This is a genomic window from Dyella thailandensis (assembly GCF_050749815.1).
GTDB lineage: Bacteria > Pseudomonadota > Gammaproteobacteria > Xanthomonadales > Rhodanobacteraceae > Dyella_A.
In genome coordinates this window covers 795,477-821,529 of sequence record NZ_CP192735.1, presented here as the reverse complement: position 1 = coordinate 821,529, position 26,053 = coordinate 795,477, and the positions used below count along the sequence as shown (strand labels likewise).

The window sequence follows — 26,053 nt, the reverse complement described above, 5'->3', positions numbered from 1 at the left end:
CGGGTCCGGGGCGGCGGGCGTGGATCAGGGGACGCTGACGACGTTGCCGGCCAGACCAAGCTTGGACTTGATCTGGTCGCGCACACGCTCGGCATCGCTGCGCTGGGTCTGCGGCCCGGCGCGCACGCGCCAGAGCTTCTTGCCACCGGCGACCACGGAGTCGACGAAACCGTCGAACCCGCCGGCGCGCAGCTTGTCGCGCAGCGCATTGGCGTCGGCCTGGCTGCTCATCGCAGCCACCTGCACCGCCCAGCCACCGGCGCGCGCGGACGCCTTCGGCGCCGTGCTGGCCGGCTCGTCGCCGGACGGCGTGCTGGCACCGCTTTCCAGCCGCACCGGCACACCGACGATGCTCTGGGTGATCTTCAGTCGCGCGCTTTCCGCGGCCGTGCGCGTGGCAAACGGCCCCGCTTCCACCGCGGTGAGCGATTTGCCGCCCTGCTGGATCACCCGGCTGCTCACCGGATAGCCCAGCTTCTGCACGCGCTGCATCAGACTGCGCGCCCCCGCGCTGGACGCATAGGCACTGAGGTTGAGGCTGTAGTTGCCGCGTGCCGCGGTGGCCGGCGGCAGCGCCGGAGCGCTGGCCTTGGACGGCTCGGCTGCGGGCGAGTGCGATTTGATCACCGGCTCACTGGCGGCCGGCTTGACCGTCGCCGGCTCAGGCGCCGCGGCCGGCGGCGGGTTAGCGGGCGAAGGCGTCGCCGCGGCCGGTGCGGCGGGCGTGGGTGCTGGCGTCGCCGCCGTGCTCGCACCGTCGCCCGTTTCCACGTCGGTGGGGCGACGTGAGCGGATGTCGACCGTGGCCAGCTGATCGCTGCTGCCACCGGCATTGGCCGCCGGGATCACCACGGCGCCCGCGCTGGCTGCCGCAGCGGGCGCGGCAGCGTCCGGATCCAGGCTCATGGTCTTGGTCTGCAGGTCGCGGTCCGGCGCCGGCGGAATGGCCAAGCTCACCGTCTGATCGCCGGCAGCCGTGGGCGGGCTGCTTGGGAAGAACATCGGCACGAACAGCACGAGCAGCGCGATGAGAACAAAAGCTCCCAGCAGGCGAGTTTTCAAGACGGGCTCCAGGATGGGCAGGCGCGACGCACAGCAGCGGAATTATACCCGGCCGCGCCAGCTCTTCCGAAAATCCACCCGCGTCGCGTTCAGGCGACGCCGGACGCGAGTACGGCCGAGGCCACGAAGAACGAACCGAAGGCGAGGATGCAGTCGCCCGGCACAGCCGCGGCGCGCGCCGCCGCCAGCGCGGGTGCGACACCGGCGTGGGCGTCGTGCGCTGCCCCAGGCAGCGCGGCGTGGAGGATATCCACCAGCGCCTGCACCGGCAGCCCGCGCGAGGTATCGTGATCCAGCCCGGCCAGATGCCAGTGCGCGATGCGCGGCCCCAGCGCGGCGAGCACGCCGGCCACGTCCTTGTCCGCCAGCGCGCCGAACACCGCATGCACGCGCCCGTGCGGCGCGCCATCCAGCCACTGCGCCAGCGCGCGCGCCGCCTGCGGGTTGTGCCCCACGTCCACGTACAGCGACGGATCGCCGCCCAGGCACTGCAGCCGTGCGGCCACGCTCACGCGCCCCAGCGCCGCGGCCACCGCCCGCTGCGGCTCGGCACCCAGCACGCCCGCATCGAGCCCATGCAGTGCAGCGATCGCCGCCGCCGCGTTGGCGTATTGCACCGGCGCGGCCAGCGCGGGATCGGGCAGCTGCATCGCCGTGCCGTCGCGATGCCGCCAACACCAGCCGTGGTCGAGCCGCTCGACATGGAAATCCACGCCCGCGCGCTCCACCCGCGCGCCGATCGCGGCCAGCGCGGCGAGCAGGCCGTTCGGCGGCTGCGTCTCGCCCACGATCGCCGGCCGGCCCGCACGCGCGATGCCCGCCTTCTCGCGACCGATGCTGTCGCGGTCCGGCCCCAGCCAATCCACGTGATCCAGGTCGACCGTGGTGATCACCGCCATGTCGGCATTAATGATGTTCACCGCATCGAGTCGCCCGCCCAGCCCCACTTCCAGCACGGCCACATCGACGCCGGCGCGGGCGAACAGGTCCAGCGCGGCCAACGTGCCGAATTCGAAGTAGGTCAGCGGAATCGGCGCCTCGCCCCCCTGCAGGCGGGCGCTCTCGATGCGCTCGAACGATCCGACCAGCTTCGCGTCGTCCACGTCGCGCCCATCGATACGCACACGCTCGTTGTAGGCCAGCAGGTGGGGCGAGGTGAACGCGCCGGTGCGCTTGCCCGCGGCCTGTAGCATCGCTTCGAGCAGCGCCACGGTGGAGCCCTTGCCATTGGTGCCGCCCACGGTGATCACATGCCGCGCGATGCGCGGCGCGCCCATGCGTTGCCACACGGCACGCACGCGATCCAGGCCCAGCTCGATGCTGCGCGGGTTGACGCCTTCCTGGTAGGCGAGCCATTCGGCGAGGGAGCGGGTCATCGGTAATCCGGAATGAGAAAGTCAGGCGTCCAGCGGACGCAACCAGAAGCGCAGACGATGTTCCCGCTCGGTCGCCCCCTCGGGCTCGGCCCAGGACAGCGTGCAGAACAGGTCGTCCTGGCGCCGGTAACCGCGCTTGGTCCAGAACGCGTCATTGGGGCGGTGGCCCGGAGGGCAGCGCGGATCGTCCGCGTCGCGCTCCACCGCGCAGAACGCCGTGCACGTGAAACCGCCGAGCGCTCGCGCGTGTGCCTCGCGCTCGTCGAAGAAGCGATGGCCGATACCCTGCCCGCGGTAGTCGCGCAGAAGCACCGACTCACCGAAATAGAACACCTCGTCCACCGCCATGCCGCGCGCGCGAAACGGCAACTGGAACGCCTCGCCATCGTCGGCCAGCGGAATGCCGCTGGAGGCACCGACGACGATGTCGCCATCCAGCGCCAGCACGAACACGCTGCGCGGCGAGTTCGCATACGCCGCCAGGTAGCGGCGCTCGTAGGCGGGGTCGCCCTGGTACAGGTACGGCCAGTCTCGGAACACCGCGATACGCAGCCGCGCCAGGTCGTCCAGATGCGGCGTCACCGCCGCGCCGACGCAAGTGATCACGCGCAGGTTCATCGACTCAGCCGCCGGAAACCTGGGCGATCCAATCGGCGAGGTTGTAGTAGTTGCTGACGCGGCTGATGCGCCCATCGCGAAGGTCGAAGAACGCGCCGCCCGGCAGCACGTAGCGCTGACCGTGCGCCGGCGGCAAGCCCTCGTCGTCGGCCAGGTAGCTGCCGTGCACCTCGTACTCGGCGGCGGCGCGCAGCCCGTCGGCAGAAGCCATCACCACGATCTTCTGCAGTTGCTCGCGATAGCTGCGGTTCATCCGCGCCAGGAACGCGCGGAACGCCTCGCGCCCGTGCTCGCGGCCGCCCTGGTTGAGGTCGTGCGCCACGTCGTCGGTGAGGCAGTCCAGCATCGCCTCCCAGTCGCCGCGGTTGAACGCGTCGTAGTAGCGCTGGATGAGGGCGATGGCGTCGGACATGGCGGGCGCTTCCGGGTCGATGGTGAGGCGCGGATTCTAAGCCATCGCACCGACCCGGCGCCCGTTCAACCGAACAGGTGGATGCCGCTGGCGCGCAGCGCCCAGTACATGCCGAAGGCGGTCCAGAACAGCTTCTTCAGCGCCTTGCCCGCAAGCAGCGCGGCGAGCAGGCCGAGCAGCAGGGGAAGGTGGCGATCGAGCGCACTGCGGGTGTCGTTGACGGTGTTCATGGTGAGGCTCCCTCGCCGACTCGGCGACGAAGCAAGCATCGGAAAAACGCCCTCGATGCGGCAGCGGCGGTCGTCAGCGATCGGGGGTGACAGGCGTCAGCCGCTAGGCGCGGAAGATGTTGAGCGCTGCCCTGCTGCCAGGAGAGTCGGTCGGCGACTTCATGACTCACAAGGTCGACGATCTCGACTAAGCACCGCCTGGGTCATGCATGTCCTTCCCGCGACTAAGCGGACTGGAGATCCGCCCGCTGCTGAGCATGGCTGAAGTCGAAGCCTTGCAGACTCCGCCGACGAAAAAGATTCGCAAGCGGATCCGCACAAAGCTCGAGGCGCATGATTCTCGAGCGATGGAGCGCGCGTCGCTTGAATATGGGGGCAAGTCCGTGCACCCCCTCACCCAACCCTCTCCCCCGAGCGCGCTCAGGGGAGAGGGCTAAAGAAGCGCCGCGCGCCCTGCTTTGCTCTTATCCCCTAGGCGGCTGCGTCACCACACCAACCGCCACAAACGAGCGTTAGGCGCCGGCTCCGCTCCCTCTCCCCTGAACGGCTCCACCGTTCGGGGGAGAGGGCTGGGGTGAGGGGGACGCTTTTTTCGACCGTTGCAGCGCTACAACGCCACCCGCCGCAACCGCAGCGCGTTGCTCACCACCGACACCGAGCTGAAGCTCATCGCCAGTGCGGCGACCATCGGCGACAGCATCCAGCCCAGCCAGGGATACAGCGCACCGGCCGCCAGCGGCACGCCGATGCCGTTGTAGACGAAGGCGAAGAACAGGTTCTGGTGGATGTTGCGCACGGTGGCGCGCGACAGCGCCCGCGCCCGCACGATGCCGGCCAGATCGCCCTTCACCAGCGTCACCTGGGCGCTTTCCATCGCCACGTCCGTGCCGGTGCCCATGGCGATGCCGACGTCGGCGGCGGCCAGCGCCGGGGCGTCGTTGATGCCGTCGCCGGCCGTCGCCACGCGACGGCCGGCTTTCTTCAGCGACTGCACCACCTCCGCCTTGTCCGCCGGTGATACCTCGGCATGCACTTCGTCGATGCCCAGCTCGCGCGCCACCGCCTGCGCGCTCAGCGCGTGGTCGCCGGTGAGCATCACCAGCCGCATGCCCTCGGCGTGGAGCCGGCGGACCGCGTCGGCCGCGCCGTCCTTCAGCCGGTCGGCCACGGCGATGAGCGCGGCCAGCGTGCCGTCGACGGCGAGATACATCACCGTGGCACCGTCGCCGCGCAGACGGTCGGCGTGGCCCGATGCTTCGCCACCGACCTCGACCGACAGCGCCCGCATCATCGCCAGGTTGCCCAGCGCCACGGCCTGGCCGTCGACGCGGCCCTGCACGCCCTGCCCGGTCACGCTGCGGAAATCCTCTACCGCCGGCAGATCGCGGTCGCCCGCCGCACGCACGATGGCGCGGGCCAGCGGGTGCTCGCTGGGCGACTCCAGCGCAGCGGCCAGCGCCAGCAGTGCATCGTGCGAACCATCATTACCCAACGGCACCAGCTCGCGCAGCGCCGGCTTGCCTTCGGTCAGCGTGCCGGTCTTGTCAACCACCAGAGTGTCGATGTCGCGCATCGCCTCGATGCTGCCGGCATCCTTGAACAGCACGCCCAGGTGCGCGCCGCGACCGCTGGCCACCATGATCGAGATCGGCGTGGCCAGGCCCAGCGCGCAGGGGCAGGCGATGATCAGCACCGACACAGCGGCGATCAGCGCGCGCGTCATGCGCGGGTCCGGCCCCAGCCAGGCCCACAGAGCGAAGGCCAGCACTGCGCACAGCACCACGATCGGCACGAACCACGCCGCCACCTTGTCGGCCACCCGCTGCAGCGGCGCGCGACTGCGCTGGGCCGCCGCGACCAGCGCCACGATCTGCGACAGCACCGTCTCGCTGCCGACCTTCTCCGCGCGCATCAGCACCGTGCCGTCCTGGTTGACCGTGCCGCCGGTGAGCGCGTCACCCGCTGCCTTGGCCACCGGCATCGGCTCACCGGTGAGCATGGCCTCGTCGACGTGGCTGTTGCCATCGAGCACCACGCCATCCACCGGCACCTTCTCGCCCGGCCGCACGCGCAGCGTGTCGCCCGGCTGCACAGCGTCCAGCGACACGTCGGTCTCGCGGCCGTCGGCATCCACCCGGTGCGCGATCTTCGGCGCCAGCCCCAGCAGCGCCTTCAGCGCCTCGCCCGTGCGCCGGCGCGCGCGCAGTTCGAGGAAGTCGCCCAGCATCACCAGCGTCACGATCACCGCCGCCGATTCGAAGTACACCGCCACGCGGCCGTGCATGTCGCGGAAGCTCGCAGGAAACACGCCCGGTGCCAGGAACGCCACTGCGCTGTAGACCCACGCCACACCGGTGCCCAGCGCGATCAGCGTGTACATGTTCGGTGACCACGGTCGTAATGAGTTCCAACCACGACGGAAGAACGGCGCACCGCCCCACAGCACCACCACGCTGGCCAGCAGCGCCTCGGTCCAGGCCAACATGCGGTCCCACGGCGCCGGCGGATGCCAGCCGGAGAGGTGCGGCAGCATCGCCACCACGAACACCGGTGCGGTAAGCGCCACCAGCGTCCAGAAGCGGCGCGCCATCGCCTTCAGCTCGCTGCCGTCGTCCTCGGCGGTGGGCATCATCGGCTCCAGCGCCATGCCGCATTTGGGGCAGTCGCCGGGGCCCACCTGTTGCACCTCGGAATGCATCGGGCAGGTGTAGATCGCGCCGGCCGGCGACGGCGGCGCGGCCTTGCGCGCGCCGAGATACGCCTCCGGCTCGGCCACGAATTTCTCGCGGCAGCGCGCGGCGCAGAAATAGTAGGTGCGGCCGCCATGCTCGGCGCGATGCTTGGCCGTGTGCGGATCCACGCTCATGCCGCAGACCGGGTCCTTCACCGCGTGAGTGTCGTCGCTGGCATGGCCGTGTGTGTGGTCGTGCCCGGCCGGTGCATCCGCCTTGCTGCCGCAGCCACCGCCGCTGGCCGGTTTCTCCGCCAGGTACTTCGCCGGGTCGGCCTCGAACTTCGCCTTGCAGCCGCTGCAACAGAAATGGAAGGTGCGGCCCTCATGCACGGCGCTCGGCTTGCCGGCCTTGGTGTCCACCGTCATACCGCAGACCGGATCGATCGCCGTGGCGGAAGGGGGGCCGCCGTGGCAGCAGGAGGCTGCGTGCTCCATCAGAGGTTCTCCTCGTCGTTGAGCGCGCGCAGGATCGGACAGTCCTCGGGCGCGCCGTGGCCGGGACACGAGGCGACCAGCTCCACCAGGCCATCGCGCACGCGCTGCAGCTCGGCGATGCGGGTCTCGATCGCCGCTAGCCGCTCCTCGGCGCGTTGCTTCACGGCTTTCACGCCGCGCTGGCGATCGGCCGAGAGCGCCAGCAGATCGCGGATTTCCTCCAGCGTGAAACCCAGCGCCTTCGCGCGGCGGATGAAGCGCAGCTGCGCCACCGTGCTTTCGCCGTAACTGCGATAGCCCGAGGCGCGGCGCAGCGGCACGGGCAGCAGGCCCTCGCGCTCGTAGTAACGGATGGTGTCGATGGGCACGCCGGCGCGCTTGGCGACGGCACCGATGGTGAGCGAGCTCGATGTGTTCATGGGCAGCACTCTAGACCCTTGATCCAGGTCCAGAGTCAAGCGCTTGCGCCCACCCGCTCACGCTCCAGCAGCGTGCATCCCCGTGCGCCCGGCCTAGTCCTTGGCGCGACGCGCACGCGTCCGTGCAGCCTTCTTGGCGGCGGCGGAGCGTCCCTTCGCCCCCTTGGTGCGCGCCGCCTTCTTGGCCGCAGCGCTGCGATCGGCCGCGGAGCGCTTGGCTGCTGCCTGATGACTCTGGCGCGACAGCGCGCGCTTGGACGCGGCCGCACTGCCTTCCTTCTTCAGCGCCTTGGTGGCGGCGCGGCTACGGGTAGCCTTCGTCTCGGACGACTTGCTGGCCGTCTTCTTGCCGGCCGTTTTCTTGGTGGCCGCCTTCTTGCTGGCGGACTTCGTCGTTGCCGACTTCTTCGTTGAGGACTTCTTGGCGGCGGACTTCTTCGCCGAGGATTTTTTCGCAGCCTTGCCCTTGGCCGGCACATCCACGCCGGCCCGGCGGGCCTCGGACAGCCCAATCGCGATCGCCTGCTTGGTCGACCGCGCCCCGTGCTTGCCCTCGCGCACGTGCTCAATCTCTTCGCGTACGAACTCCCCCGCCTGCGTGCTCGGCGACTTGCCCTCACGCTTGTCCTTGCGGGCTCGCTGGATGGCGCTCTTGCTCGGCATGGCTCGATCCTCCGCGTCGGTGGAAAGCCGCAGAGTGCGGCCGCGCGTGTGAATCGGTGGGCAAGGATGTGAGAAGAACCGAAACGCGCTCATCCCCGCCGATCCGGCATCCTACGAAGCTTCTCGACAAAGCGTGCGCACGCGGGTCCGCATGGGCCAGGCCGTCGGAGAAGGCCCTCTCACTTCGAACGCCTCGGCGCCTGCACGCGGTCGTGCACCCTGCACAGAACACCTGCGCGCCCCTCCGCGCCTCGGCTCCAGCGCCTTTCAAATCGCGACTCCAGTCCAGCGCCTTTCAAATCGCAACTCCAGGCGACCCACCACTGACGAGGGCTCCGCCATCCTCAGTTGATGATTTCTCCCATGCCCTCCCCGACGCGACGCCGCAGCTCGGCAATGAACTCCGCGTCATACGGCTCCCAGCTGTCCAGCTCGCCCACAACCTTCAGCGGCAGTGCGCTCCGATACGACCGTGTCGGGTTGCCGCGGAATTTCTTGTTGGTGACGTTCGGGTCATCCTCGAACGCGCCAGTGGGTGCCACCACATAGACCCGCGGTCGCCCCTCTCCACGCGCCATCTCAGCAGCCAACCCCGCGCCCTTCGCCATGGCGGTGAAGTAGACGTGGTTCATCACCACCCGCTCGTCGTAGTTGGAGGTGAATCCCGCCGTCAGCAGATCGCCGACGGAAAGATCCGCCCGCGTCCCGTGATAGAACGGCCCCGCCACGTGCTCGCAGTTCGCATGGGAAACCGCGACCCACTCGTCGTCATGCATCATCCACCCCGCCTCATGCTTCCTGCCCCATCGGCAGGGCGGCGATGCTAGGTCACGGCGCGCGCCTTGCCGCAAGCCCGGATGGCGGATATAAATTGATGGTGGGAGGCGCAGTGCGCCTCCTTTTTTTGTGCGAAGGCAACGTGTGGTCGCGGGTGCGCACTATCGCGAGTATCGTCCTCGCCGCTTGGGCGAAACCATCAGGACTCGCCCCGCCCCTGATCGCTACGGGGACATTGAGCACCGCAGAAAGCCGACTCTGCCCCTGACTGGATGATCTGGCCCTAACGCTGGAGTTAAGCGGCGCCGGTGCGGCGTCCGCTTAGACGAATAGTTAGACGGCACTGACAAGGCTCGCCAACGCAGGAAGATGCTTAGTGATGGCTTGTTTCACCGCCAACATCGATGCAGGGATGCTGGCGATGTAGCCACCGACCAATCCGTAGAGCGGAGCGCGCTCCGGTGAGTGCATCATTGCGGCGATGAAGCCGCCAATAAAACCCAGTACGAAGCCTCCAAGAATGCCGTAGATCAAACCGCGCCACGCGATACTCCACCAGACCGGCAATGTTTTTCCCCAAGAAATATCCATAACTCTCCCTGTGTCTAACGCTGGAGTTAAGCGGTGCCGAAGCCGTCCGCCTTGAACGAGTGGTTAGAGCGCTACTCGCTAGTGAAGTATGCCCGAGGACAAACCAGAAGCGAGGCCAAGGCACCACCAAACAGAAGCAACCAAAAGGCTCCACATGAAGCCGCGCATGTAGCGGGCGGCAGGATGCGAAGACACGAGCTGCCCGCGCAACGACACCTCCTGCCAACGAAGGCGCCCGTGCTGCTTGCGTACCGCAAACATGCATGCCCAGAAGCAAACGCCAACAAACCACGTGGCTACGAAGCCAGTAATGGATATCCAGAAAACGGAATTTACGAAGGTGTGCATCTGAGCTCTAACGCTGAGCTAAGCGGCGCGCAGCTTTTCGCGCGGCCGCTTGGACGAGTGGTAAGGCCTCATCTTAGCGCGATGGGTCAAAGCATCGACCTCCATGTAGCAAGGACTGTGCGGACGGCGGGCAGCAAAGAGAGCGTGGTGCCGTCATCCAACGTGACGATAACCTCCGCTGCCTCGGCGAACACACCATAGCCGAACAGTGCTTGAAAGACTCCGGGGGCGGCCGACAATTGCTCTGCCGATGAGAGCTGGCGCGGAACCTTGTTTGAGGAAGCCAACTTCGCATGTTTAGACGCATCTGCCACGTCTCGGATTATTGCGAAATCTGGACACTTGGCTTGTACGCCCGTACGCACATTCGCGATATCTTGGTCCATGAGCTTGCGCTCGCGGCCCGCGAAACCGTCGAGCGCGAAACGGTCTGCCATGTGATAAAGGACAATTGCAGCGAGCCTGCCGCGACGGATGTCGTAGGGCGCCTTCTCGAACTCCGCAACTGTAGGCTCGACCGTGTGAGCGAGAAACATTGAGGCGTTTGAGCGTGCGGCAACTTCCATATGAGGCCTAACGCTGAAGTTGAGCGGCGGCGTAGCCGTCCGCTATGAACGAATTGTTAGGCCTCACCTTCGCACATGTAGGCGGAGCTGGGCTAGTACGCCGGGATCGACCGGGCCGAACGCAGCGAGCTGCTTGGCAGTGAGTGTGTAATTGCCTGCGGGTAGCTGCTTGTAAAGCGGTTCGTCTGCGCTGGGGTTAAGAAGAACCCAGACATTTCCTTGCGCCTTCGACTGTGGAATGCCTGCAACACGATAGTCCCCAACCTGAAGCACAAATGGCGCGCCTAGAACTTGCGCTCGTCGCTCGTACTCCACGCCCTGAAGCGCAGCCCAGTCGGATTTGTTGCCCAGCGACTCTGGACCGTAGCAGCCGGACATCGCGAGCACTGTGATGTAAGGCAGCAGAACCCAATGACGCTTCATTTGAGGCCTAACGCTGGAGTTGAGCGGCGGCGTAGCCGTCCGCCTCGAACAACCTGTTAGGCAGCGTCACCCGAGTAGCGACATTACCCACCAGCAGCACCATCAAAGAAGCCAGCAAAGAAGCGGCTTACATGATCGGCTCCCAGCCAGACAGAAGCGAACGCAAGGAGGAATAGTGCAAGCCGTATCTCTTTCCAATGCCGTGCAACGTAGTTGGCGGCAGTAGTTTTGGTGGTGCTACTCATGTTCATTCCTTTGATCGTGGAGCGCCGGCCTCTGCAGCCTAACGCTGGAATTGAGCGGAGGCGCAGCCGTCCGCCGCGAATGATTGATTAGGCAATGTGCCGGTTTGCCGGTTACTCGGGATTACCATTCTTGGTCTCTCCGAGCACCCACAACCGCCAGCTACGAGGCAGTGCTGCAAGCTGCCCAAGTTTGGCCGTGCCGGGTTCACCATGATGTTTCCACGCGCGCCACAGAACTACAAGGGAACCGACCACTAGGAAGGCTATCCAAACCAAGGCGAACGCGATGTCGAGTGCGCGCCAGCGAGAGGCGGCTGCCAGTCCGATGAGAGTGCAGCTCACAAAGAACCACACGAATGCACTGGGCTGACCCCAAGCGGTTCGCTTTTGCCGGTGGATGTCCATGGTGCTCCTTGATGCCTAACGCTTGAGTTAAGCGGCGGCGGAGCCGTCCGCTTGAATGACTGGTTAGAACCTACGCGAACAGGTTCTCGGGGCGCACAGGACGTGTGTAGTTTGAGCCGTGCTTGACTAGATTTTTGAACGACGCGAGAGAGCGCTCGTACCTAGCAAAGTGGTCTTTGCAATGACACGAGTCGAAGTGGTCGCGTGGTACGAACACGTCGCAGGCTGCGCAAAAGTACTCGTCTTTGGACAAGTCAACGCGGTCGCCGTGCACGAAGTAGCGAGAGGGAAGCTTTGTTTGCATGACACCGTCCCTGTTCTAACGCTGGAATTGAGCGGCGAAGCCGTCCGACTCGAATGAGAGGTTAGGCCGCATTGCTGTAGCAACCGAGTCGGCCGATACCGATTGTAGAGAAGTAGAGTGCTCGCCGGCCTTCTATTTCGGGCCGCCAGAGTGACAACTCCAGCGAAGGAAAGATGAAACTGAAACCATGCTCTGGGTCCGAAGTATCCACTTCCGCGTGTTGTTCGAAGCGTTCAATAAGCGAGGTGACTTGTGTATTGAACACCGACACGCCCATGCAAGATACGGCGAAACCCTTGTTTGAGGAAAGTTCGATGTACTTAACGGTCTCGTCGGCCGCATAGAACACCTGGAAAGAATTGTTGAACCAGGCATCAGTTGGCTGCACAGATGCAGGCGTCTTTTGGAAGCTGCTGGTACACCTCCCGAGCTCGGAGTGCACTTGGCCGCGGGTCATGCCGAGGGCCACTGGGAGAACGCCTTGGAGTGGAATGACCTCGAAATTTTTCATGCGGCCTAACGCTGGAGTTAAGCGGCGCGCGGCTTTTCGCGCGTCCGCTTGGACGAGTGGTTAGGCCCGCCCAGAAGAATTTGGGATGACTCGGACCAGAGCGACCGCACAAGATAGAGGATGCTCACGGCCAAAACGCAGACGTAGACCCAAGTAAACAACGAAAATCTGTTTGCCTCGGTGTTGGCGAAACCGAAGGCGCTTTTGAGTACGAAGAACAGTAGGGCCCAGATGAAGAGCGACACAAAGGCGGGCCCTGGAATGATGGCTATAACCGCCGCCGCCGCGTTAAGGGCGTGGTCTTTGATGAATGTCACGCGAGTACCGCGCGGCAGTCTAAGCAGGGCGATAGCTGAGGCACAGCTGTAGGCAATTGCCAAAGCTATAGCTGTGTTTACAAGTAAGGGCGGCACGCTGTACCAATGCATGTTGGGCCTAACGCTTAGTAGACCCCACTTCGGGGCATATGCACGGATAGTCTGCCGCGGCGACTGCATCGTCAAGAGACGACTTCCCCTTTGCGCATCAAACACCTGCGGCATGGCGCAAAGCGAAACCCGATGATCCGCGGGAAGTGCATATCGCACTTTTCGCCGCAATATCCGTTGTGCCTCCGAATCCGGCGAAATAAACCGTATGGTCTCTCAGCCTGCGCCCGGCGAGAGCCTCAACCTACCGCATCCTCCACCGCGACAAACCCGCCCGTCTGCCGCGCCCACAGCCGCGCATACAGGCCCTCATGCGCGATGAGTTCCGCATGCGTGCCGGTTTCGACGATGTGGCCCTTGTCCATCACTACCAGCCGGTCCATGCGGGCGATGGTGGACAGGCGATGCGCGATGGCGATCACCGTCTTGTCCTGCATGAGCAGGTCGAGGCTGTCCTGGATGGCGGCTTCGGCTTCCGAATCGAGCGCGCTGGTGGCTTCGTCCAGCACCAGGATCGGCGCGTCCTTGAGCAGCACACGGGCGATGGCGATGCGCTGGCGCTGGCCGCCGGAGAGCTTCACGCCGCGCTCGCCGACGTGGGCGTCGAAGCCGGTGCGACCCTGGCCGTCGAGCAGGGTCGGGATGAATTCGTCGGCGCGCGCCTTGCGCACGGCTTCGGCGATCTGCGCCTCGCTGGCGTCGGGGCGGCCGTAGAGCAGGTTGTCGCGGATCGAGCGGTGCAGCAGCGAGGTGTCCTGGGTGACCACGCCGATCTGCGAGCGCAGGCTTTCCTGGGTGACGTGGGCGATGTCCTGCCCGTCAATGAAGATGCGGCCCTGCTCCAGGTCGTACAGGCGCAGCAGCACATTGACCAGGGTGGACTTGCCCGCGCCCGACGGGCCGACCAGGCCGATCTTCTCGCCCGGCCGCACGGTGAGATCCAGCCCCGCAATCACCCCGCCCTGCTTGCCGTAGTGGAAGTGGATGCGCTCGAAACGCACGCCGCCCTCGCGCACCACCAGCGGCACCGCGTCCGGCGCGTCCTGCACGGTGCGCGGTTGGGCGATGGTAGTGAGGCCGTCCTGCACCGTGCCGATGTTCTCGAAGATGCCGTTGACCACCCACATGATCCAGCCGGACATGTTGTTGATGCGGATCACCAGGCCGGTGGCCAGCGCGATGGCGCCCACGGTCACCCGGCCCTGGCTCCACAACCACACCGCCAGGCCGGAGGTGCCGACGATCAGCAGGCCGTTGAGCGAGGTGATGGTGATGTCCATCGCCGTGGTCATGCGCGTCATGCGGCGGGTCTTGCCGATCTGCTCGCCCAGCGCATCGGCCACGTAGTCCTCTTCGCGGCGGGTGTGCGAGAACAGCTTGAGCGTGAGCACGTTGCTGTAGCCGTCGACAATGCGGCCCATCAACTTGGAGCGTGCCTCGGACGATTCCCACGAGCGCTGCTTGGTACGCGGGATGAAATACGCCAGCGTCGCCACGTAGGCAGCGATCCACACCACCAGCGGCGCGGCCAGCCAGGCGTCGGCCTCCGCGAACAGGAAGATCGCGCTGCCGGTGTAGACCACCACGTACCAGATCGCATCGACGATCTGCACCGCAGATTCGCGCAGGCTGGCGCCGGTCTGCATGATGCGGTTGGCGATGCGCCCGGCGAAATCGTTCTGGAAAAAGCCCAGGCTCTGGCGGATCACGTAGCGATGGTTCTGCCAGCGGATGCGCCCGGTCAGCCCCGGCACGATGGCCTGGTTCACCAGCAGGTCGTGCAGCGCCGACAGCACCGGCCGCAGCACCAGCGCCACGAACCCCATCCACAGCAGCGTGTGGCCGTGCACATGGAAAAACTGGGCTGCGGGCGTGGCGTTGGCCATGTCCACGATGCGCCCGATGTAGCCGAACAGCGCCACTTCCACCAGCGCAAAGCCCAGGCCCACCAGCAGGGTGATGACGAAGATCGGCCAGACCTGGCGTAGGTAGAACGCGTAGAAGCGCCCCACCGTGGCCGGCGGCATGGCGTCGACCGGTTCCTTGAACGGGTCGATGAGGTTTTCGAACCAGCGGAAGAGCATGGGGGTGTCCGGGGAGCGCGGCGCCAGAGGCGTGAGCATGTGGGCGCGAGAGCAGGAGGACAAGCGGCGTGGGGTGGGCCAGGCGCCCGTACGCGTCGTCGTGACGTGGGTGGGGCGCTCACCGTATACGAATGCGCTCGCGACGCTTGCGTGCTGCCGGCGTGATTCGCGGCGTGGGAAAACCGCGGCGTCGTGTCCGCGAGCGCATAGCCGCCATGGGACTGCTGGAGAAGGTCAAAATGGATTCCCGCGTTCGCGGGAATGACGGCGGTTGAGGGGATGAGGCGGAGCGTGGTCGTGCGCGGTTGCGGGCTGCAAGGCGGCGAAGAGCTTGGCCTCGCCGCCAAGCCTTGGTGCCACAGTGCCGTCATGCCCGCGGAAGCGGGCATCCACGTTGTTTCATGCAGCACGCCGGAATGGATTCCCGCGTTCGCGGGAATGACGGCGGCCGAGGGGATGAGGCAGAGCGCGGTCGTGCGAGGTTGCGGACTGCAAGGCGGCGAAGAGCCTGGCCGCGCCGCCAAGCCCTGGTGCCACAGTGCCGTCATGCCCGCGAAAGCGGGCATCCACGTTGCTTCATGCAGCGCGCCGGGATGGATTCACGCGTTCGCGGGAATGACGGCGCCAAGGGCGTGAAGTGCCATCCGCTCGCGTCACGTCGCAAGGTAGCTCGCGCGCGCGTCGATGTCGCCGTCGGGGGACTCGCCTGTTCCTGGCCGTTTCGGTCAGGTGCGCCGATCCCGCCGCGACGCCAGCCGGTCGGCCAGCCGCGTGGGCTCGGGCAGCTTGTAGCCGCGGCCGTAGGCGAGCACGCGCTCCACCGCGGTGGCGTGGCTCACGCGGTGGCCGGGGGAGACGATCAGTGGCTGGATGCCGTCCTTGCTGCGCAGCACGGTGCCAATCATGCGACCGCGGTGCATCAGCGGCGTGCGATCGCCGCGCTTCAAACCCACGGCGTCATGGTTGCCGACCAGGATCTTCTTCGCCACGCCGATGGTGGGCAGGTCGGTGACCACACCCAGGTGTGCGGCAATGCCCAGGCCGCGCGGATGCGCCACGCCGTGGCCGTCAACGAGGATCAGCTCCGGCACTTCGGGCAGCTGCGCCAGCGCCTGCAGCACGGCGGGCAGCTCGCGGAACGAGAGCAGTCCGGGGATGTACGGCATACGCGTGGGCAGGCGCGCCACCACCTCGGCCAGCGGCTGCATGGTGGCGGCATCGAGCAGCACGGCAGCGGCGCGGGTGATCGCGCCGTCCTCCTCGAAGCCGACGTCGACGCCGGCCACCAGGCGCGGTGACGGGGTGTCGTCCTGCAATCGCACGCGGGCGGCCAGCTCCTGCTGTAGCTGGCGTGCCCGGGCCACGTCGACGTGCCAGGCGAGCAGATCCGGGGGAACATCGAAGGGCGTGCTCATCGGGTAAGGCTGAATGCCCGCTGCTGAAGGCATCGTCAAGGCACGCGCGGCGATTGACCGCCCGCAGGGCGGCTCCGATCATGCCCGGATGCCTCGCCTCGCCCGCCTCCTGCTGGTTCTCCTGCTTGCCTTCGGCAGCACCGCTGCCCTCGCCCGCCAGGACGCGGCGCCTGACGCCCCGCCGCCCACGCCGTCGCAGCAGATGGACCAGTTGCGCGGGCAGCTCGACGACATCAAGAAGGCGCTCGCCGCCCAACCGACAGCGGGCCAGCTGGGCGACCTGCGCACACAGGCGCTGGCCGTGCAGGACCAGGCCAGCCAGCTCGCCGCCAGCCTTGCGCCGCAGGTGCAAAGCGTGCAGGCGCAGCTGGCCGTGCTGGGGCCGGCGCCGGCCAAGGGCGCCCCGGCCGAAGCGGCCGAGGTGAGCGCCCAGCGGCGCAAGCTGGACAAGGCGCAGGCCGACGTGGATGCGCAGGTGAAGCAGGCGCAGCTGATGGGCCAGGAGGCCGCCCAGCTCGCCGCGCAACTCTCCGACCAGCGCCGCAACGAATTCCAGACGCGGCTGGCCGAACGCACGGCCACGCCGTTCAGCACCGCGTTCTGGTCCGACCCGATGCGCAGCCTGCCGTCCGACCTGCGCCGCCTGCGCGCACTCGGCGACGACCTCGGCACGGCGATCCGCGCGGCCTCGCAGCCGCCCAATCGCACGCCATTCGTAGCCTGCCTGCTCGCCGCGGCGTTGCTGCTGGGCGTGGGCCGCTGGCTGCTGGAGCGCCAGCTGCTGCGCCTCACCCAGAACCGCATGGCCGCCGGCCGTCTGCGACGCAGCGCGCTGGCGCTGGCCATTGCCGTGCTCACCACGCTGAACACGGGTCTGGCGGCGCAACTGGTGTACTGGTCGGTGAACTGGAACGGCCTGCTCGACGACGACCTCGCTGGGCTCGCCCATCAGATGGTGCAGCTGGTGCTGCTCAGCGCCTACGTGGCCGGGCTCGGGCGCGCCCTGCTCTCGGCGGTGCGCCCGAGCTGGCGCTTGCCCGAGCTCACCGATGCCGAGGCGCAGGCGCTGCGCCCGTTCCCGTGGCTGCTGGCGATGGCGATCGCCCTGCTCGGCACGGTGGAACTGGTGAACCACGCGATCAGCGCCAGCCTGCCGGCCAGCGTGGCCACGCGCGGCCTGATCGCCCTGGTGACCGCCGCGCTGATCGGCACCGCCTTGCTGCGCCAAGCCCGCGCGCGGCGCGCCCTGGCCGCCGCCGGCGAGCCGCCGCCGAGCCGCTCGCTGTGGATCGGCCTTTGCCTGGGCGCGCTGGTGCTGGCCTCGGTGACCTGCGTGCTGGCGGTGGCGACGGGCTACATCGCGCTGGCGTTTTTCCTGGCGATCAACGCGGTGTGGATCAGCGTGGTGTTCGCCTCGCTGTACCTGTTCATGCATGCACTCAACGACACCTGGGCACTGCTGCTGTCGCCCAAGGGACGCACCGGGCAGCGCCTGCAACGGGCGTTCGAGCTGGAGCCCGGACCGCTGGAGCAGGCGCGCGCCGTGCTCTCCGGCGTGACCCGCGCACTGGCGGTGCTGCTGGGCATCGGCGCGGTGATCTCGCGCCTGGGCGCGAGCCCGGAAGACCTCACCTCCAGCGTCGGCACGTTGCTGGGCGGGCTCACCTTCGGCGAGATGACGCTGGCCCCGCGCGACGTGATCAAGGCCATGCTGGTGCTGGTGGTGGGCCTGGGCGTGGTGCGCATCATCAAGCGCTGGCTCGACGTGGAGCTGCTGCCCAACACCCGGCTGGACGCCGGCATGCGCATGTCGATGCTCACCCTGCTCGGCTACGTCGGCGGCGTGCTGGTGGTGGTGATGGCGCTGGCCACCTTGAAGGTGAGCCTGCAGAACATCGCGTGGATCGCCAGCGCGCTGTCGGTGGGTATCGGTTTCGGCCTGCAGGCGATCGTGTCGAACTTCATCTCCGGGTTGATCCTGCTGGCCGAGCGCCCGGTGAAGGTAGGCGACTGGGTGAGCCTCAACGGCGTGGAGGGCGACATCCGCCGCATCAACGTGCGCGCCACCGAGATCCAGCTGTGGGACCGCTCCACGGTGATCGTGCCGAACTCGCAGCTGATCACCCAGAACGTACGCAACGTGACGCTGGCCAATGCGCTGGGGCGGGTGAAGTTCAGCGTGCCGATGCCGCTGGACACCGACGCGGCGCGCGCACGCGACCTCATCCTGGAAGCGCTCAACGCGCACCCGGTGACGCTGGACACGCCCGCACCGTTCGTGCAGCTGGACAGCATCGACGCGGGCAATCTGGTGTTCAGCGCCTACGCCTACACGCGCAACCCGCGCGACGCCTCCACCGTGAAGAGCGATCTGCTGTTCGCCGTGCTGGCGAAGCTGCGCGAACAGAACCTGCCGCTGATCCGCGCGCAGGACATGGTGATACGCACCGTGCGCCCGCCGCGCGATACTGGGGTCGTCCCTCCCGATTCCTGAGGCACCGCATGGGATTCACGCAGCGTCGCCCGAGCCCACCGCTGGACCGCCTGATCGAGACGATCTGGGACTGGGACATGCCCGCCGCCGCGCACCATTTCGAGCGGGTGCTGCCGCAACCCGGCGCGCAGTTGATCATCAACCTGTGCGAGGACGAGACGCGCGTCTACACCGACGAACCGCAGCGCCAGTGCCTGCGCTCGTCCGGCAGCGTGCTCGGCGGCCCACGCCTGACCAGCCAGATCATCGACACCGCCGAGCAGGTGCGCGTGATGGGGGCGGTGTTCCGGCCCGGCGGCGCGCACGCCATCACCGCCGAAGACCAGCAGACGCTGCTGGCGCGGGACATCAACCTGGAAGACCTGTTCGGTGTCGCCGCCGGGCAGTTGCGGCAGCGGCTGCTGGAAACAACGACGCCCGCCGCACGCCTGCAGATCCTCGAGCAGTGGCTGCGCATCCAGCAGCGCGGGCCGGCGATCGACCCGGCCGTGGCCCACGTGGCGAGCGCGCTCGATCAGGCACCGCAGTGGGCGCGCATCGCCGGCGTAGTGGCGCAGACCGGACTGTCGGACGACAGCCTGCGTGCCCGCTTTCGTCGCCAGATCGGCATGGGGCCGAAACGCTACGCCCGCCTGCAGCGCTTCCGCGCGGTGCTGACACAGGTGCACCGGGCCGGCAGCGTGGACTGGTGCCAGGTGGCTGCCGACGGTGGCTTCACCGATCAGGCGCACCTGGTGCGCGAGTTCCGCGCGTTCGCCGGGCTCACGCCGAGCGCGTTCATGGCGCAGCGCGGCCCACACCTCAATCACCTCGTCATCGGCTAGCGCTTCGGAAAATCGCCAAGACCGGGCAGCGGCGCGCGGCTAGCCTTGTTCCACCCATTCCCAAGGAGCAAGTGATGTCAGCGATCCACGGCAGCACCATCATTCCCTGCCTGCGCTACCGCGATGCCCATGCGGCCATCGACTGGCTGTGTCGCGCCTTCGGCTTCGCGCGGCAGGCGGTGTATGAGGATGACCAGGGCGGCGTCGCCCATGCGCAGCTCACCTACGGCAGCGGCATGGTGATGCTGGGCTCGGTGCGCGAGGACGGCTTCGGCCAGCACCTGCTGACGCCTGCCGACACCGGCGGGCGCGAGACGCAGGTGGCCTGCGTGATCGTGAAGGATTGCCGCGCGCACTACGAACAGGCGAAAGCCGCCGGCGCGCAGATCGTGGACGAGTACGCCGAGAAGGACTACGGCGGCGCCGGCTACAGCTGCCGCGATATGGAAGACCACCTGTGGTGGTTCGGCAGCTACGACCCGTGGACGGAATAAGCAACGGGTGACCTCCAAGGCGCTCCCCGACCCCCTGTAGAAGCGGCTTCAGCCGCGATGCTCTTGCTTGCATGGCGCATCACGGCGAAAGGCATCGCGACTGAAGTCGCTCCTACAGGGGTGCCAATGCTGGCGCGGGTTTCGACGACGTCCCCGGCCTCACTGTAGGAGCGGCTTTAGCCGCGATGCTCTTGCTCGCATGGTGTTTCAGAGCGAAAGGCATCGCGACTGAAGTCGCTCCTACAGGGGTGTCAATGTTGGCGCGGGTTTCGACGACGTCTCCCGCCTCACTGTAGAAGCGGCTTTAGCCGCGATGCTCTTGCTCGCATGGCGCATCAGAGCGAAAAGGCATCGCGACTGAAGTCGCTCCTACAGGGGTGCCAATGCTGGCGCGGGTTTCGACGACGTCCCCGGCCTCACTGTAGGAGCGGCTTCAGCCGCGATGCTCTGCTTGCATGACGCATCAGAGCGAAAGGCATCGCGACTGAAGTCGCTCCTACAGGGGTGCCAATGTTGGCGCGGGTTTCGACGACGTCCCCGGCCTCTCTGTAGGAGCGGCTTCAGCCGCGATGCTCTTGCTCGCATGGCGCATCAAGGCGAAAAGGCATCGCGACTGAAGTCGCTCCTGCAGGGGCGGCGGTGTCGGTGGGGCCGGTCAGGGTGCGGCTTGCTTCGATTGCTGCGCACCGGGGCGCGCCACCGCGTACATCTCCCACGCGATCTGCTTCATCAGGCCCTGGCGGTCCTTGTCGATGACGTAGAGATCGAAATGGGTGCGGTTGGGCAGGAAGTGGAACGAGGACTTCGCGCCCAGCCCGTCCAGCACGGCCTTCAGACGATGCGCGGCGCCGTCGAGGTAGAACGTGTCGGCGGTGCCCACATACAGGTGAATCTTGCCGTCCAGGTCGGGCTTGAGCGCCGGCCAGTTCGTCTTCAGGCGATGAGCGATGTCGTAGTGGTCATGCCAGTAGGCCACCACCGACGGATCGACGTCACCGGTATCGCGATCGAACATCGGCATCGGCCGGCCGTCCTGGCCGCGCGGCGAGAACACCCAGTCGAACGAAGCCATCTGGCCGCCGTAAGGGCCGAGCACGCGCTCCATCTTCGCGAACTGCTCGAACGTGGCGTAGACCTTGCCCTTGTCACGCACCAGCGGATACGCCGTACCGTCCGGGCGGTGATAGACGTTGGCGTGCGGCGCGTACAGGTCCGGGCCCGTGAAATCGTGGAAGTCGCTCGGGTCGGGCGAGGTCGACCAGGTGCCACCGAATACTTTCGGGTAACGCGTCTGCAGCCACAGCGTGGCCCAGCCGCCGGAAGAGTGCCCGTTGAGGAAGCGGCCGCTGGCCTTGCCGTCCATGCGGTACTGCTTTTCCAGCGACGGGATCAGCTCGGTGGTGAGCGCCTCGCCCCACGGGCCGTTGTTCACCGAGTCGGCAAACTCGTGCGTGCCGGTGGCGGAGGACTCATCCAGCAGCACCCAGATCATCGGCGGCATCGCCTTTTCGGCCATCTGCCCGTAGGCCATCAGGCCAGTTGCCGCCTCGCTGCGGTCGCTGCCGCCGAAGCCGTGCGTGTGATAGATCACCGGATAGGTCGTCTTGCCCGAGGCGCCGTAGCCAGGCGGCAGCAGCACCCAGCCCTTCATGTGTATCGGCCGGCCCCAGAACGCGCTGAGCGCAGGGCTGACGAAATCGATCGGCTTGAGGTGCGCCTTGGCGTCGGCCAGGTGCTTTTCGGTAGTGGGGCTCAGCGCGCCCTTGGGGAAATCCCACAGCCCGCGTTCGGGCAGCACCTTGTCCAGCACCAGGCGCGGCATGGCGCCGGGCAGGTGCGCCTCGACCACCGGGCTGACCACGTCGCCCGCGTCGCGGCCGTGATAGTTGTAGTCGTGGTGGGTGTCCAGCACCGCCTGCAGCAGATAGTCACCGGTCGGCAACTGTGAGAACGCCTTGGGGAATGCCACCGCGTCGGCATCGATCGTGATGCCCTGGCCCGGCGCCAGATGCGTCACCTCGCGCGCGGCGATGGCGGTCTGTGATGGCTTGAACGGATTGGTGTCGACCTCCTCCACCTTGTCGTCCTTCGCGGCGGCGCGGGCGGTCTTCGCATCCACCGCGAACAACAGCAGGCGGCCGGACGCGGGCTGGCTGGACTGGCTACCCAGCTCCACGCGGAACAGCGCCGGCGCCGAGGTAACGGCGTCGCGCGCGGGCGACGAGCTGGCAACGGCCAGGCCGCACAGCCCGGCGATAACGAACGATGCATAACGGCGCATGCGCTTCTCCCCTTTTCAATGGACCGGCGCCGCCCACGGCGACGCCGGATAGCTCACTCGTCGGACGCCTTGTCCTTGTCCAGCGGCTTCAGCCGCAGGTCCTGGAAGTCGAAGCTGAAGTCGGTCAGCGGCGAGATCGGCTGCATGCGCAGCTCGGTGATCTTGCCGTCGGCATCCAACGTGTAGGTGGCGAACGCGTCGGCGTTGAGCGTGCGATCGTCCCACTTCACCACGAAGGTGCTGTGCTGCCACGGCGTCATGGTGCCGATCAGCTGCCTGGTGTGGGCGAAGCGCATGCGCAGCTTGCCGCCCTCGTTGCTGACGATCACGTTGCCGTACCACGGGTCCTGGAAGGTGCCGGCGTAGCTGGCCTGCGGCAGGTCGAGCCTGGGGTTCTTCTCGCGCGCCTGCTGGTGCTTGGCCCAGCTGTCGTCGGCGTTCGCCTCGCCCTTCTTCACCAGCTTGTCGTACACCGCCACCCAGTCGGTCTTCTGGCCCGGATGCAGGTAGGCATCAAGCACGCGGTAGGTCACCGCGTTGAACGCGGCACCGGATTCGGCGTTGGTCAGCACCACCACGCCCAGATGCTCTTCCGGCACCAGCGTCACGCGCGAGACGAAGCCCGGCCAGCCGCCGGTGTGCCATGCCAGGCGATGGCCGCGGTAGTCGGAGAGAAACCAGCTTTCGCCGTAGCCGTAGAAGTTCGGCATGATCGGGGCAAGCTCGGGGATCGGCGGCTTGCCTACCTTGATGGGCGTGAGCATGGTCCACATCTGGCGCTGGCTGTCTTCGGAGAAGATGCGCTTCGGCGTGCCGTCGGCGTTCTTCTGCGGCAGCGCGCCGCCGGCCAGCTGCACGTTCATCCACTTGGCCAGGTCATGCACGCTGGCGTAGATGCCGCCCGCGCCCGGATCGTTGCTCCACGCCATCGGCGGCACGGGCTTCAGATCCTTGAAGTTCTCCTTGGCGTAGCCGGTGGCCACGTCCATGCCGGGCTTGATGTCGTTCTTGTCGATCAGCGACTCGTCCATGCCCACCGGCTGGAACAGGTGCGTGCGCACGTAATCGGCATAGCTCTGGCCCGAGGCCTGCTCGATCACCAGCGTGGCCACGGCGAACAGGATGTTGTCGTAGGCGTAGCCGCTGCGGAAGCCGTTCTTGATCGGCACGTGCTTGAGGCGCTCGACCACTTCCTTGGTGCTGTATGACGTCGGCGGCCAGTACAGCAGGTCACCCGCGCCCAGCGACAAGCCGCTGCGATGGGCGAGCAGGTCGCGGATGCGCATCTCGTGCGTCACGTACGGGTCGGACATGCGGAACCACGGCAGGTGGTCGATCACCCGATCGTCCATCTTCAGCTTGCCGGCCTCGTCCAGCTGCTGCAGCGCCGCGGCGGTGAACGCCTTGGTGTTCGACGCGATCGCGAACAGCGTGTGCGTGTCCACCGGCTGCTTCGGATCCAGCGTCTTGTCGCCGAAGCCCTGCTCCATCACCACCTGGCCGTCCTTGACGATGGCCACGGCGATGCCGGGCACGCCGAAGGTGCTGCGCGCCTTGTCGACGTAGGCGGCGAAGTCGGCCAGGTCCGGCGGCAGCGCCGGTCGCGCGCTGTCGTTGATGCCGATGGGCGGCGGCGTGCCCTTGGCCGGAACGCTCTGCGCCGACGACCCGCAGGCCACTACCAGCAACGCGGCGGCGATGGCCGCGCGCAAGGACACTCGACTGGACATGCTCAACCCCTTGGCGATCACGAATGGATCGGGCCACTATCGCGTCAAAGCACCTGGCCTGCCTAGTCCGAAGGTCATGCCCGCAGCGGCCGCGGCATGTCAGGATGCCCCCTTCCCCGCTGTCGTGACCGCCATGCCCGCCACACCCGACCTGTTCTCCGATGCCTCTTCCCGCACCATGCCGTCGGGCGCGCCGCGCATCCGCTGCGGCATCGGCGGCTGGGTGTTCCCCGAGTGGCGCGACAATTTCTATCCCGCCGGCCTGGTGCAGCGACGCGAGCTGGAATACGCCAGCCGCCAGCTGCGCAGCATCGAGATCAACGGCACCTATTACCGCGCCCCGGCGCCGGCCACGCTGGCCGGCTGGGCGAAGCAGGTGCCCGAGGGCTTCGTGTTTTCGCTCAAGGCGCCCAAGGCGATCGTGCTGCAGCGCAAGCTGGCCGGTGCCGTTGGTCTGGCGAGCGCGTTCGTGGACTCGCTGCAGGCGCTGGGCGACCGACTCGGCCCGGTGGTGTGGCAGTTCACCCCCACGCGCCGGTTCGACCCCGATGATCTGGCCGCCTTCCTCGATCGCCTGCCCCGCACGCTCAACGGCGTGCCGCTGCGGCACGCGCTGGAAGTGCGCCACGCCAGTTTCCAGTGCCAGGAATACGTGGCCCTGGCACGCGCCCAGGGCGTCGCCACGGTGTTCACCGATTCCCCGGAGTACCCCTCGCTGGCCGATCTCACCGGCCCGTTCGCCTACGCCCGGCTGATGCGCAGCCAGGTCGACGAGGCGCACGGCTATCCCGCCGCCGCGCTCGATGCCTGGGCCGAACGCGCCGTACGGTGGCGCGATGGCGGCGATCCGGCGGAACTGCCGCACGTGGAAGCGCCGCGCCCCAGCGGTGCCGCGCGCGACGTGTTCGTCTACTTCATCAGCGCCGCCAAGGCGCGCAATCCGCACGCCGCCATGGCATTGCAGGCACGGGTGGATCGCGCAGGCTGAGCCGCCACCAACCGATTCGGGCGATCGCGCTGATGTAGGGGAAAGCGCCGCGCGCCGCTACACTGCGCGGCCTCGCCTGCCACCCGCGTGCCGCCATGCGCAAATTGCTCGCCATCGTGATCCTGCTCGCTGTCGCCGTGGCGGCCTGGCAGCAGCACCGCATGGCCCCGGCCGATGGCATGACCGGCGCCGACCATGCCACCGCGTCCGCCCCGGCCGCCACGCCGTCGCATACCGCGGCCGAAGCCGACGGCCTGCCGCCGGAAGCGCGCGACACACTGGCGCGCATCGCCGCCGGTGGGCCGTTCGAGCACGCGCAGGACGGCACCGTGTTCGGCAACTACGAAGGCCTGCTGCCACAGCAGCCGCGCGGCTATTATCACGAGTACACGGTGGAGACGCCCGGCGCACGCACGCGCGGCGCGCGGCGGATCATCACCGGCGGCACGCCGCCGCAGGTGTACTACTACACCGACGATCACTACCGCAGCTTCCGCCGCATCGAGGGTCGCCGGTGAGCGCGCGCGACAGCCATCTCGATCTCACCCGCCCGCTGCAAAGCGGCGTCTACGACGTGGACGCGCACGACTTCGCCGCGCTGACCCGACAGGCGCGCCAGGCCGAGCTGGCGCTGTGCCGGGTCGACCTCACCGGCTGCACCGACAAGGCCGGGCTGTTGCGCCGGCTCGCCTTTGCGCTGCGCCTGCCACCGGATTTCGGCGACAACTGGGACGCGCTGGCCGACTGCCTGCGCGATCCGGCATGGCGTCCGGCCTGGGGCCACGTGTTCGTGTTCGAGCATCCCGAGTCACTGCCGCCGCACGATGCGGCGATCCTGCGCGGCGTGCTCGACGATGCGGCCACGTTCGCGATCGAGCACGATCGCCCGTTCTTCGCCTTCTTTCCGCTGCCGGCCGCCGCGCCGGGTGCGGACGCCTGATTCGCCGGAGCGCCCATGGAACACATCGACTTCGATCTGGAACCGCCGCACGAGCACGTGGAGCTGAACCAGCTGCTCAAGCTCGTGGGCCTGTGCGACAGCGGCGGCGCCGGCAAGGCGATCGTGGCCAGCGGTGCGGTGACCGTGGATGGCGCGCTGGAAACGCGCAAGACCTGCAAGATCCGCCCCGGCCAGCGCGTGGTGGTGGATGAGGAGATCGAGATCCTGGTGCACGCCGCCGGCTGAGCGCCGGCGG

At 67.4% G+C, this 26,053-nt stretch carries 25 protein-coding genes; 7 read left to right on the top strand and 18 right to left on the bottom strand.

Going from position 1 to position 26,053, the window contains the following annotated elements; all coding sequences use genetic code 11:
- Positions 1 to 24: 24 nt before the first annotated feature.
- From ACQVBX_RS03655 to nfi, 16 genes are all read right to left on the bottom strand, one after another.
- The gene (locus ACQVBX_RS03655) at positions 25 to 1,062 is read right to left on the bottom strand and encodes an SPOR domain-containing protein (RefSeq protein WP_431636557.1); all 1,038 of its coding nucleotides are present in this window, start codon (positions 1,060 to 1,062) and stop codon (positions 25 to 27) included.
- A gap of 89 nt (positions 1,063 to 1,151) precedes the next feature.
- On the bottom strand, positions 1,152 to 2,438 hold the full coding sequence (gene folC, locus ACQVBX_RS03650) for a bifunctional tetrahydrofolate synthase/dihydrofolate synthase (protein WP_431636556.1): 1,287 nt from the start codon (positions 2,436 to 2,438) through the stop codon (positions 1,152 to 1,154).
- A gap of 21 nt (positions 2,439 to 2,459) precedes the next feature.
- Positions 2,460 to 3,056, bottom strand: a complete 597-nt coding sequence (locus tag ACQVBX_RS03645; RefSeq protein WP_431636555.1) for a GNAT family N-acetyltransferase — start codon at positions 3,054 to 3,056, stop codon at positions 2,460 to 2,462.
- A gap of 4 nt (positions 3,057 to 3,060) precedes the next feature.
- On the bottom strand, positions 3,061 to 3,468 hold the full coding sequence (locus ACQVBX_RS03640; protein ID WP_431636553.1) for a ketosteroid isomerase-related protein: 408 nt from the start codon (positions 3,466 to 3,468) through the stop codon (positions 3,061 to 3,063).
- A 65-nt stretch (positions 3,469 to 3,533) separates the two neighbouring features.
- Positions 3,534 to 3,698 carry a hypothetical protein gene (locus ACQVBX_RS03635; protein WP_431636552.1) on the bottom strand — a complete coding sequence of 55 codons (165 nt, stop codon included), beginning with the start codon at positions 3,696 to 3,698 and terminating at the stop codon, positions 3,534 to 3,536.
- A gap of 607 nt (positions 3,699 to 4,305) precedes the next feature.
- Positions 4,306 to 6,867 (bottom strand): heavy metal translocating P-type ATPase, encoded by a 2,562-nt coding sequence (locus ACQVBX_RS03630; RefSeq protein ID WP_431636551.1) that lies wholly within the window; start codon positions 6,865 to 6,867, stop codon positions 4,306 to 4,308.
- A complete protein-coding gene (locus ACQVBX_RS03625) occupies positions 6,867 to 7,286 on the bottom strand; it encodes a heavy metal-responsive transcriptional regulator (protein WP_431636550.1) in 420 nt (139 codons plus the stop codon). The genes ACQVBX_RS03630 and ACQVBX_RS03625 overlap by 1 nt, the downstream gene beginning before the upstream one ends.
- A gap of 93 nt (positions 7,287 to 7,379) precedes the next feature.
- Positions 7,380 to 7,949, bottom strand: coding sequence for a DUF6496 domain-containing protein (locus ACQVBX_RS03620; RefSeq protein WP_431636549.1), 570 nt, complete (start codon positions 7,947 to 7,949; stop codon positions 7,380 to 7,382).
- A 344-nt stretch (positions 7,950 to 8,293) separates the two neighbouring features.
- The gene (arr, locus tag ACQVBX_RS03615) at positions 8,294 to 8,728 is read right to left on the bottom strand and encodes an NAD(+)--rifampin ADP-ribosyltransferase (RefSeq protein WP_431636547.1); all 435 of its coding nucleotides are present in this window, start codon (positions 8,726 to 8,728) and stop codon (positions 8,294 to 8,296) included.
- A gap of 331 nt (positions 8,729 to 9,059) precedes the next feature.
- Positions 9,060 to 9,317 carry a hypothetical protein gene (locus ACQVBX_RS03610; RefSeq protein WP_431636546.1) on the bottom strand — a complete coding sequence of 86 codons (258 nt, stop codon included), beginning with the start codon at positions 9,315 to 9,317 and terminating at the stop codon, positions 9,060 to 9,062.
- Between the two features lie 434 nt (positions 9,318 to 9,751).
- Complete coding sequence (locus ACQVBX_RS03605) at positions 9,752 to 10,231, bottom strand: hypothetical protein (protein ID WP_431636545.1); 480 nt, start codon at positions 10,229 to 10,231, stop codon at positions 9,752 to 9,754.
- Between the two features lie 506 nt (positions 10,232 to 10,737).
- Positions 10,738 to 10,899 carry a hypothetical protein gene (locus tag ACQVBX_RS03600; RefSeq protein ID WP_431636544.1) on the bottom strand — a complete coding sequence of 54 codons (162 nt, stop codon included), beginning with the start codon at positions 10,897 to 10,899 and terminating at the stop codon, positions 10,738 to 10,740.
- 770 nt (positions 10,900 to 11,669) lie between these two features.
- On the bottom strand, positions 11,670 to 12,119 hold the full coding sequence (locus tag ACQVBX_RS03595) for a hypothetical protein (RefSeq protein ID WP_431636543.1): 450 nt from the start codon (positions 12,117 to 12,119) through the stop codon (positions 11,670 to 11,672).
- A gap of 17 nt (positions 12,120 to 12,136) precedes the next feature.
- The gene (locus ACQVBX_RS03590; protein WP_431636542.1) at positions 12,137 to 12,436 is read right to left on the bottom strand and encodes a hypothetical protein; all 300 of its coding nucleotides are present in this window, start codon (positions 12,434 to 12,436) and stop codon (positions 12,137 to 12,139) included.
- 350 nt (positions 12,437 to 12,786) lie between these two features.
- Positions 12,787 to 14,631 (bottom strand): ABC transporter ATP-binding protein, encoded by a 1,845-nt coding sequence (locus ACQVBX_RS03585; RefSeq protein ID WP_431636541.1) that lies wholly within the window; start codon positions 14,629 to 14,631, stop codon positions 12,787 to 12,789.
- A 725-nt stretch (positions 14,632 to 15,356) separates the two neighbouring features.
- Positions 15,357 to 16,046: a deoxyribonuclease V gene (gene nfi, locus ACQVBX_RS03580; RefSeq protein WP_431636540.1), complete on the bottom strand. Its 690-nt coding sequence runs from the start codon at positions 16,044 to 16,046 to the stop codon at positions 15,357 to 15,359.
- 88 nt (positions 16,047 to 16,134) lie between these two features.
- Between nfi and ACQVBX_RS03575 the strand changes: the two genes are divergently transcribed.
- From ACQVBX_RS03575 to ACQVBX_RS03565, 3 genes are all read left to right on the top strand, one after another.
- Positions 16,135 to 18,540 (top strand): DUF3772 domain-containing protein, encoded by a 2,406-nt coding sequence (locus tag ACQVBX_RS03575; protein WP_431636539.1) that lies wholly within the window; start codon positions 16,135 to 16,137, stop codon positions 18,538 to 18,540.
- 8 nt (positions 18,541 to 18,548) lie between these two features.
- Positions 18,549 to 19,364, top strand: coding sequence for a helix-turn-helix domain-containing protein (locus ACQVBX_RS03570; RefSeq protein WP_431636538.1), 816 nt, complete (start codon positions 18,549 to 18,551; stop codon positions 19,362 to 19,364).
- Positions 19,365 to 19,438: 74 nt separating this feature from the next.
- Positions 19,439 to 19,858: a VOC family protein gene (locus ACQVBX_RS03565; RefSeq protein WP_431636537.1), complete on the top strand. Its 420-nt coding sequence runs from the start codon at positions 19,439 to 19,441 to the stop codon at positions 19,856 to 19,858.
- 655 nt (positions 19,859 to 20,513) lie between these two features.
- Here the strand turns inward: ACQVBX_RS03565 and ACQVBX_RS03560 are convergent.
- Positions 20,514 to 22,139 (bottom strand): alpha/beta hydrolase, encoded by a 1,626-nt coding sequence (locus tag ACQVBX_RS03560; RefSeq protein WP_431636536.1) that lies wholly within the window; start codon positions 22,137 to 22,139, stop codon positions 20,514 to 20,516.
- 53 nt (positions 22,140 to 22,192) lie between these two features.
- Positions 22,193 to 23,869, bottom strand: a complete 1,677-nt coding sequence (locus tag ACQVBX_RS03555; RefSeq protein WP_431636535.1) for a serine hydrolase — start codon at positions 23,867 to 23,869, stop codon at positions 22,193 to 22,195.
- Positions 23,870 to 24,002: 133 nt separating this feature from the next.
- On the opposite strand from ACQVBX_RS03555, the gene ACQVBX_RS03550 reads away from it, so the two are divergent.
- From ACQVBX_RS03550 to ACQVBX_RS03535, 4 genes are all read left to right on the top strand, one after another.
- Complete coding sequence (locus ACQVBX_RS03550) at positions 24,003 to 24,857, top strand: DUF72 domain-containing protein (protein ID WP_431636534.1); 855 nt, start codon at positions 24,003 to 24,005, stop codon at positions 24,855 to 24,857.
- 95 nt (positions 24,858 to 24,952) lie between these two features.
- Positions 24,953 to 25,375, top strand: a complete 423-nt coding sequence (locus ACQVBX_RS03545; protein WP_431636533.1) for a ribonuclease domain-containing protein — start codon at positions 24,953 to 24,955, stop codon at positions 25,373 to 25,375.
- Complete coding sequence (locus ACQVBX_RS03540) at positions 25,372 to 25,797, top strand: barstar family protein (protein ID WP_431636532.1); 426 nt, start codon at positions 25,372 to 25,374, stop codon at positions 25,795 to 25,797. The genes ACQVBX_RS03545 and ACQVBX_RS03540 overlap by 4 nt, the downstream gene beginning before the upstream one ends.
- 15 nt (positions 25,798 to 25,812) lie before the next feature.
- A complete protein-coding gene (locus tag ACQVBX_RS03535; protein ID WP_431636531.1) occupies positions 25,813 to 26,043 on the top strand; it encodes an RNA-binding S4 domain-containing protein in 231 nt (76 codons plus the stop codon).
- Positions 26,044 to 26,053: the final 10 nt, after the last annotated feature.

Coding starts and splice junctions, on each gene's coding strand:
- ACQVBX_RS03630 (WP_431636551.1), bottom strand. CDS start 6,867: ATGGAGCACGCAGCCTCCTGCTGCCACGGCGGCCCCCCTTCCGCCACG.
- ACQVBX_RS03620 (WP_431636549.1), bottom strand. CDS start 7,949: ATGCCGAGCAAGAGCGCCATCCAGCGAGCCCGCAAGGACAAGCGTGAG.
- ACQVBX_RS03550 (WP_431636534.1), top strand. CDS start 24,003: ATGCCCGCCACACCCGACCTGTTCTCCGATGCCTCTTCCCGCACCATG.
- ACQVBX_RS03565 (WP_431636537.1), top strand. CDS start 19,439: ATGTCAGCGATCCACGGCAGCACCATCATTCCCTGCCTGCGCTACCGC.
- ACQVBX_RS03645 (WP_431636555.1), bottom strand. CDS start 3,056: ATGAACCTGCGCGTGATCACTTGCGTCGGCGCGGCGGTGACGCCGCAT.
- ACQVBX_RS03560 (WP_431636536.1), bottom strand. CDS start 22,139: ATGCGCCGTTATGCATCGTTCGTTATCGCCGGGCTGTGCGGCCTGGCC.
- ACQVBX_RS03535 (WP_431636531.1), top strand. CDS start 25,813: ATGGAACACATCGACTTCGATCTGGAACCGCCGCACGAGCACGTGGAG.
- ACQVBX_RS03570 (WP_431636538.1), top strand. CDS start 18,549: ATGGGATTCACGCAGCGTCGCCCGAGCCCACCGCTGGACCGCCTGATC.
- ACQVBX_RS03640 (WP_431636553.1), bottom strand. CDS start 3,468: ATGTCCGACGCCATCGCCCTCATCCAGCGCTACTACGACGCGTTCAAC.
- ACQVBX_RS03575 (WP_431636539.1), top strand. CDS start 16,135: ATGCCTCGCCTCGCCCGCCTCCTGCTGGTTCTCCTGCTTGCCTTCGGC.
- ACQVBX_RS03605 (WP_431636545.1), bottom strand. CDS start 10,231: ATGGAAGTTGCCGCACGCTCAAACGCCTCAATGTTTCTCGCTCACACG.
- ACQVBX_RS03585 (WP_431636541.1), bottom strand. CDS start 14,631: ATGCTCTTCCGCTGGTTCGAAAACCTCATCGACCCGTTCAAGGAACCG.
- ACQVBX_RS03600 (WP_431636544.1), bottom strand. CDS start 10,899: ATGAGTAGCACCACCAAAACTACTGCCGCCAACTACGTTGCACGGCAT.
- ACQVBX_RS03635 (WP_431636552.1), bottom strand. CDS start 3,698: ATGAACACCGTCAACGACACCCGCAGTGCGCTCGATCGCCACCTTCCC.
- ACQVBX_RS03595 (WP_431636543.1), bottom strand. CDS start 12,119: ATGAAAAATTTCGAGGTCATTCCACTCCAAGGCGTTCTCCCAGTGGCC.
- ACQVBX_RS03545 (WP_431636533.1), top strand. CDS start 24,953: ATGCGCAAATTGCTCGCCATCGTGATCCTGCTCGCTGTCGCCGTGGCG.
- folC (WP_431636556.1), bottom strand. CDS start 2,438: ATGACCCGCTCCCTCGCCGAATGGCTCGCCTACCAGGAAGGCGTCAAC.
- ACQVBX_RS03610 (WP_431636546.1), bottom strand. CDS start 9,317: ATGGATATTTCTTGGGGAAAAACATTGCCGGTCTGGTGGAGTATCGCG.
- nfi (WP_431636540.1), bottom strand. CDS start 16,046: ATGAGCACGCCCTTCGATGTTCCCCCGGATCTGCTCGCCTGGCACGTC.
- ACQVBX_RS03625 (WP_431636550.1), bottom strand. CDS start 7,286: ATGAACACATCGAGCTCGCTCACCATCGGTGCCGTCGCCAAGCGCGCC.
- ACQVBX_RS03555 (WP_431636535.1), bottom strand. CDS start 23,869: ATGTCCAGTCGAGTGTCCTTGCGCGCGGCCATCGCCGCCGCGTTGCTG.
- arr (WP_431636547.1), bottom strand. CDS start 8,728: ATGATGCATGACGACGAGTGGGTCGCGGTTTCCCATGCGAACTGCGAG.